We start from the raw sequence: 5,781 nt of genomic DNA, 5'->3' as shown, positions 1-5,781 counted from the left end.
TTGCGCATCCGGCGCGACCGCCATCCAGCTCGGCGTCGAGGCGATCCGGCGCGGCGAAGCGGACGCAGCCCTTTGCGTCGCCACCGACGGCTCGGTCAATCCGGAAGCATTGGTGCGTTTCTCGCTCCTGTCGGCGCTGTCGACCCATAACGACCCGCCGCACGCTGCCGTACGACCGTTCTCGAAGAACCGCGACGGTTTTGTGATGGCCGAAGGCGCCGGCGCGCTGGTATTGGAGAGTCTTGAAGCCGCCACCGCCCGCGGCGCAAAGGTCCTCGGCGTCGTGACCGGCTGCGGCGAACTCGCCGACTCCTTTCACCGCACTCGTTCCAGCCCCGACGGCAAGCCGATCATCGGCTGCGTGCGCAATGCGTTGGCCGATGCTGGCATTGCGTCGGACCAGATCGACTACATCAATGCCCACGGCACCGGTACGCCCGAGAACGACAAGATGGAGTATCTGGGCATCTCGACCGTGTTCGGCGAGCGCGCCAAGCAAATTCCGGTATCGTCCAACAAATCCATGGTCGGACACACCCTCTCGGCGGCGGGTGCGGTCGAAGCCGTGTTCTCGCTTTTGACGCTCGAGCATCAGCGAATCCCGCCGACTATCAACTACGACATCCCGGACCCCGCGATTCCCTTCGACGTCGTCCCAAACAAGGCGCGCGACGCGCGCGTCACCATGGTAATGTCGAACTCGTTCGGCTTCGGCGGTCAGAATGCCTCGCTGGTTTTGACTCGTGAACCGGTTTAGCTGGCGCGCGGAAGGCTCGCAGACTTCCGGCATGATCGTTGGATGCTGATGCCTCCCCTGCTGCTTCGCGCCAAGGCCCGAATTCGAGACACGACCAAGTTCGTCGGCGATGCCATGGTGGGCGCGGTGACCGTAAGCCTCCTGCGCACGGCCCGCTATTTCGACCCGATCAAGACCGCCGACTTTCTCGGCCGCCTCACCCGCCTGATCGGTCCTTTGACCCGCGAGCAGCGGATCGGCCGCGCCAATCTCAGGGCAGCTTTTCCTGAGAAATCGCCGGAGGAGATCGAGACTATTCTTACCGGCGTCTGGGACAACCTTGGGCGCCTGGCTGCCGAATTTGCCCATCTCGATCATATCTGGGAGCACGATCCCGCATTCCCTGAAAAAAGCCGGATCGAAATCGGGCCGCGTACGCATGAGCTGTTTGCCAAACTTCGCCTGGACGAAAAGCCTGCGCTGATCTTTGCGACCCATCTCGGCAACTGGGAACTACCGGCCGTGGCGGCGGTAGCGCATGGATTGGATGCTGCCATCCTGTTTCGCCGGCCCAATAGCGCTTCCGCCAACCAGATCATCGAGAAATTGCGCGCGGTAAAGATGGGAACCCTGATTCCCGCCGGCCGCGACGCACCGTTGAAAATGGCGGAGGCATTACGCAACGGCCAGCACGTGGCAATGTTGGTGGACCAGTATTTCACCAACGGCGTGGAGGTGACGTTCTTCGGCCGCAAGACCAAAGCCAACCCGACGCTTGCTCGTTTATTGCGACAGATCGACTGCCCGATTCACGGCACGCGCATTATCCGCCTGCCCAATCATCGCTTCCGCGCCGAACTCTCGGAGGAGATCGAGCCCGTGCGCGATGCTTCCGGACAAATCGACGTTCAGCAGACGATGCAGGCCATCACGTCGGTGGTTGAGGGATGGATACGCGAATATCCGGACCAGTGGCTGTGGCTGCACCGCCGCTGGCGGTAGCAAGCGGCTAGCCGTTAACGCCCGGTCTTCACCTTGGTCCACAGCCTGTTGATGATGCGTTGTGTGACGGGATCACGCGCGGTGATTACAAACAGCTTCGCGAACGTCGTCTCATCGGGATAGATATTCTTATCGTTCAGGATTTTCGGATCGAGCAATTTCTGGCTCGCGAGATTGCCGCTCGCGTACGACAGAAAGTTGGAATTCCTCGCGGCAATGTCCGGCCGGTAGAGGAAATTGATCAGCTCGTAGGCTTCGTTGACGTTCTTCGCATCGGCAGGGATCGCCAGATTGTCGAAAAACATCTGCGCGCCTTCCTTTGGAATCGCATAACCGATCGTAATCCCGTTCTTGGCCTCAGCCGCGCGGCTTCTTGCCTGCATGATATCGCCGGACCAGCCAACCACCAGGCATATTTCGCCGGTCGCCAGCGCACTTAAATATTCGGACGAATGAAACTTGCGAACGTAAGGGCGAATTTTGCTGACGAGGTCGGCTGCTTTCTCCAGATCTACCTGTTTCGTCGAATTCGGGTCGAGCCCGAGATAGTTGAGCGCCGCCGGGAAAATATCGTCGGGCGAATCCAGCATGTGGACGCCGCAATCCCTGAATTTCGCGAGGTTCTCCGGCTTGAAGACGATGTCCCAGCTGTCAATTGCAGCGCCGCGGCCGAGGATGGTCTCGGCCATCTTGACGTTATAGCCGATGCCGGTGGTGCCCCACATGTAGTTGGCGCCATACTGATTGCCCGGATCGTAAGTAGCGAGCCGCGAGGTCACGACCGGCCACGCATTGACCAGATTCGGCAGTTTCGACTTGTCCAGCTTCTGAAATACATTGGCCTTGATCTGGAGCTGCAGAAAATAGGCCGTCGGCACCACGACATCGTAGCCCGACTTGCCGGCCAACAGGCGCGTTTCCAGCGTCTCGTTGGCATCGAAGGTGTCGTAGACGGCCTTGATGCCGGTCTCGCGGGTGAAGTCCTCCAACACCCCTGGCGCCACATAGCTCGACCAGTTGTAGAAATTGACCGTCCGCTCCTCAGCCTTCACGGCTACTGGCAGCGTCAGTAGCGCGGCCGCAGCAATGACAAACCGGATTTGCGCCATGACGCGCAGGCGGGACGGCATCCTTGGTCTCCGCTATCGCCGGTGCACCGCATCGGACAAACGCTCCAGCGCCGTATCGAGCGTTGCATCCCTCTTCGCAAAACAGAAGCGCACCACCGTCGTCACCGGATCTTTTTCGTAGAAGGCCGACACCGGAATGGCCGCGACCTTGTAGTCGGTGACGATTCGCTTGCAGAAAGCTTCGTCGGTTTCGTTCAGGCCGAGCGGCGACAAATCGACGGTGAGGAAATAGGTGCCCTGCGAACGCAGCACGGGAAAGCCAAGTCTTTCCAATCCGCTCGTCAGCCGGTCGCGGCTGCGCGCGAGATCCTCCCGCATCTCGTGAAAATACTCATCCGGCTTGCCGAGGCCATAGGCGACAGCGGCCTGAAGGTTGGGCGCGGTGGTGAAGGTAAGGAACTGGTGCACCTTCGCTGCAACCCGCAATAGCGGCGGCGCGGCGCAGACAAAACCGATCTTCCAGCCCGTGAGCGAGAATATTTTCCCCGCCGAGCCGACCTTGATGGTGCGGTCGCGCATGCCGGGAACGGTGATCAGCGGAATGTGCGCCCGCCCGTCGAAGATGACGTGCTCCCAAACCTCGTCACAGATCGCGACCACATCGAACTCCTGGCAAAAGCGCGCCAGCAATTCGAGGTCTTCGCGTGGGTAGACGACAGCGGCCGGGTTGAGCGGATTGTTGAAAAGAACCGCCTTGGTCTTGTGATTGAAGACGCCGCGCAGCGCCTCCTCCGTCAGCCGCCAATGCGGCGGTTCAAGCCGCACCAGACGCGGGATGCCACCGGCCTGGCGGATGATAGGGAGATAGGAGTCATAGACCGGCTGGAATACGACCACCTCGTCGCCGGACTCGACCACCGCCAGAATGGCCGAGGTCAACGCTTCCGTGCCGCCGGAGGTCACCATCACCTCGGTCATCGGATCGAGCGCAAGGCCGTGCCAGCGTTGATAGTGGCCTGATATCGCCTGCCGCAACTCGGGGATACCCATCATCGAGGGATACTGGTTGTAACCGTTCATCACCGCATCGGCGGCGGCGTTGCGGATGTCCTCCGGTCCCGGGTCGTCCGGAAAGCCCTGGCCGAGATTGATGGCGTTGTTGTCGCGGGCAAGCTGCGACATCGCCTCAAAGACGGTGACCGGCAGATCGCCAAATACCTTGTTGATGGAAATCATCGGAATGATCAGCCGCCCGAATTGGTGGGCAAGCCCGCCGCCTTCCAGCCCAGCATCCCGCCTGCGAGATGTTTGTCGTAAGGCAGCCCCGCGGCCTGCGCCGCCAGCGAAGCCGTCACCGACCGTTTGCCCGACCGGCAGGCGAACACCACCTGTCTGCCGTGCGGATCGGGGATACCTTGCGGATCGAAGCTCGACAGCGGCACCACGACCGCGCCGGGATAGGCATCAACGGCCACTTCGTTGGGCTCGCGGACGTCAACAAGCAGATAACGGCCGTCGGCCATGCCCTTTGACACTTCTTCAGCCGTCAAGTCGTGAACCCGATGTCCCTGATCCGTCACTCACTCCTCCACTCGAACGCCTGTCTGTCGGCCGTCCACATCGCCGCCAGTCAAATCCACCACACTAGCGGGACGAAAATCAAGCGCTTGAGAAGGCCTGCCGCCGTATTGCCCCTAGACGGTGACCTGCGTTCCCACCTCGACCACGCGGCCGCTCGGAATCTGGAAATAATCGGTCGCATCGTTCGCGGTACGGCTCAACGCGATGAAGAGGTGATCTTGCCACCGCGGCATTCCGGAATGCGCAGCCGGCTTGAGCGCGCGGCGTGACAGAAAGAAGGACGTCGACATGATGTCGAATTGCCAGCCGAGCTTGCGCGCAATCGCCAGCGCTTTCGGTACGTTCGGCGATTCCATAAATCCGAATCGCAGGGTGACCTTGGTAAAGGTGTTGCTGACCAATTCCAGTCTCACGCGTTCGGACGGGTCGACACGCGGGGTGGCTGCGGTCTCGATGGTGAGAATAACGTTCTTTTCGTGCAACACCTTGTAGTGCTTTAGACTATGCATCAAGGCGGTCGGCGCGCTGACGGGGTCGCTGGTGAGAAAAACGGCGGTGCCGGGCACGCGTTGTGGCGGCCGTTTCTCCAACATCGCCACCAGATCGACCAGTGGGAATTCAAGCTTTCGAGATTTCTCGAACAGCAGCCTGCTGCCGCGGCGCCACGTATACATCAAGAGCATGACGATCGAGCCGAGCGCCAGCGGAACCCAGCCGCCTTCCAGCACCTTCAGAAGATTGGCGGCCAGGAACGTCAAATCGAGAAACAGAAACGGCGCAATCAACGCCGCAGCCGCGAATGGCGACCACTTCCAGACCTTCCAGATCACGACGAATCCCATCATGCCCGTGACCACCATGGTGCCAGTCACCGAGATGCCGTAGGCCGAAGCGAGCGCGCTCGAAGAGCGAAACAGCAGCACCAACAGCATCACAGCAAAGAACAGCAGCATGTTGATGCGCGGAATATAGATCTGGCCGAATTGAGATTCGGAAGTGTGTCTGATCTCAAATCGCGGCAGCAGGCCGAGTTGAATCGCCTGCTGCGTCAGGGAATAGGCGCCGGTGATCACCGCCTGACTGGCGATCACGGTGGCAACGGTAGCGAGCGTGACCATTGGAATCAGCGCCCAGTCCGGGAACATCAAAAAGAAGGGATTCTCGATTGCCTTGGGATCGGCGATGACCAGCGCAGCCTGGCCCAGATAATTCAGCGCCAGCGACGGTAACACGATGAACAACCATGCCGTCTGGATCGGCCGTTTGCCAAAATGCCCGAGGTCGGCATAGAGGGCCTCCGCACCGGTGACGGCCAGAAACACGGCGCCGAGCGTGACAAAACCGATCAGGCCGTGGTGAAGCATGAAGGACACGGCCAGCGCGGGGTTGAGG

6 protein-coding genes are annotated in these 5,781 nt (G+C 60.6%); 2 read left to right on the top strand and 4 right to left on the bottom strand.

Annotated features, from left to right (window positions below):
• Positions 1-757, top strand: a 757-nt coding sequence (locus WB528_RS27770; protein ID WP_423892541.1) for a beta-ketoacyl synthase N-terminal-like domain-containing protein, incomplete at its 5' end; no start/stop codon positions are given.
• Between the two features lie 48 nt (positions 758-805).
• The gene (locus WB528_RS27765; RefSeq protein ID WP_423892542.1) at positions 806-1,738 is read left to right on the top strand and encodes a lipid A biosynthesis lauroyl acyltransferase; all 933 of its coding nucleotides are present in this window, start codon (positions 806-808) and stop codon (positions 1,736-1,738) included.
• 14 nt (positions 1,739-1,752) lie between these two features.
• Here the strand turns inward: WB528_RS27765 and WB528_RS27760 are convergent, their stop codons facing one another.
• The 4 genes from WB528_RS27760 to WB528_RS27745 all read right to left on the bottom strand — a co-directional run.
• Complete coding sequence (locus tag WB528_RS27760) at positions 1,753-2,868, bottom strand: polyamine ABC transporter substrate-binding protein (protein WP_423892540.1); 1,116 nt, start codon at positions 2,866-2,868, stop codon at positions 1,753-1,755.
• A gap of 12 nt (positions 2,869-2,880) precedes the next feature.
• Positions 2,881-4,044 (bottom strand): aminotransferase, encoded by a 1,164-nt coding sequence (locus tag WB528_RS27755; protein WP_423892539.1) that lies wholly within the window; start codon positions 4,042-4,044, stop codon positions 2,881-2,883.
• Between the two features lie 8 nt (positions 4,045-4,052).
• Entirely contained in the window at positions 4,053-4,388 is a 336-nt protein-coding gene (locus WB528_RS27750) for a rhodanese-like domain-containing protein (protein WP_423892538.1), read from the bottom strand.
• A 114-nt stretch (positions 4,389-4,502) separates the two neighbouring features.
• Positions 4,503-5,781, bottom strand: a 1,279-nt coding sequence (locus WB528_RS27745) for a potassium transporter Kup (RefSeq protein WP_423892537.1), incomplete at its 5' end; no start/stop codon positions are given.

Origin of the sequence: Bradyrhizobium sp. (assembly GCF_049586575.1) — a bacterium.
In the GTDB taxonomy this organism is placed as follows: domain Bacteria; phylum Pseudomonadota; class Alphaproteobacteria; order Rhizobiales; family Xanthobacteraceae; genus Bradyrhizobium.
This window is presented reverse-complemented; position numbering and strand designations above follow the sequence as displayed.

Bases quoted from the DNA above. Each gene is read 5' to 3' on its own strand.
- WB528_RS27755 (WP_423892539.1), bottom strand. From the start codon at position 4,044: ATGATTTCCATCAACAAGGTATTTGGCGATCTGCCGGTCACCGTCTTT.
- WB528_RS27760 (WP_423892540.1), bottom strand. From the start codon at position 2,868: ATGCCGTCCCGCCTGCGCGTCATGGCGCAAATCCGGTTTGTCATTGCT.
- WB528_RS27765 (WP_423892542.1), top strand. From the start codon at position 806: ATGCCTCCCCTGCTGCTTCGCGCCAAGGCCCGAATTCGAGACACGACC.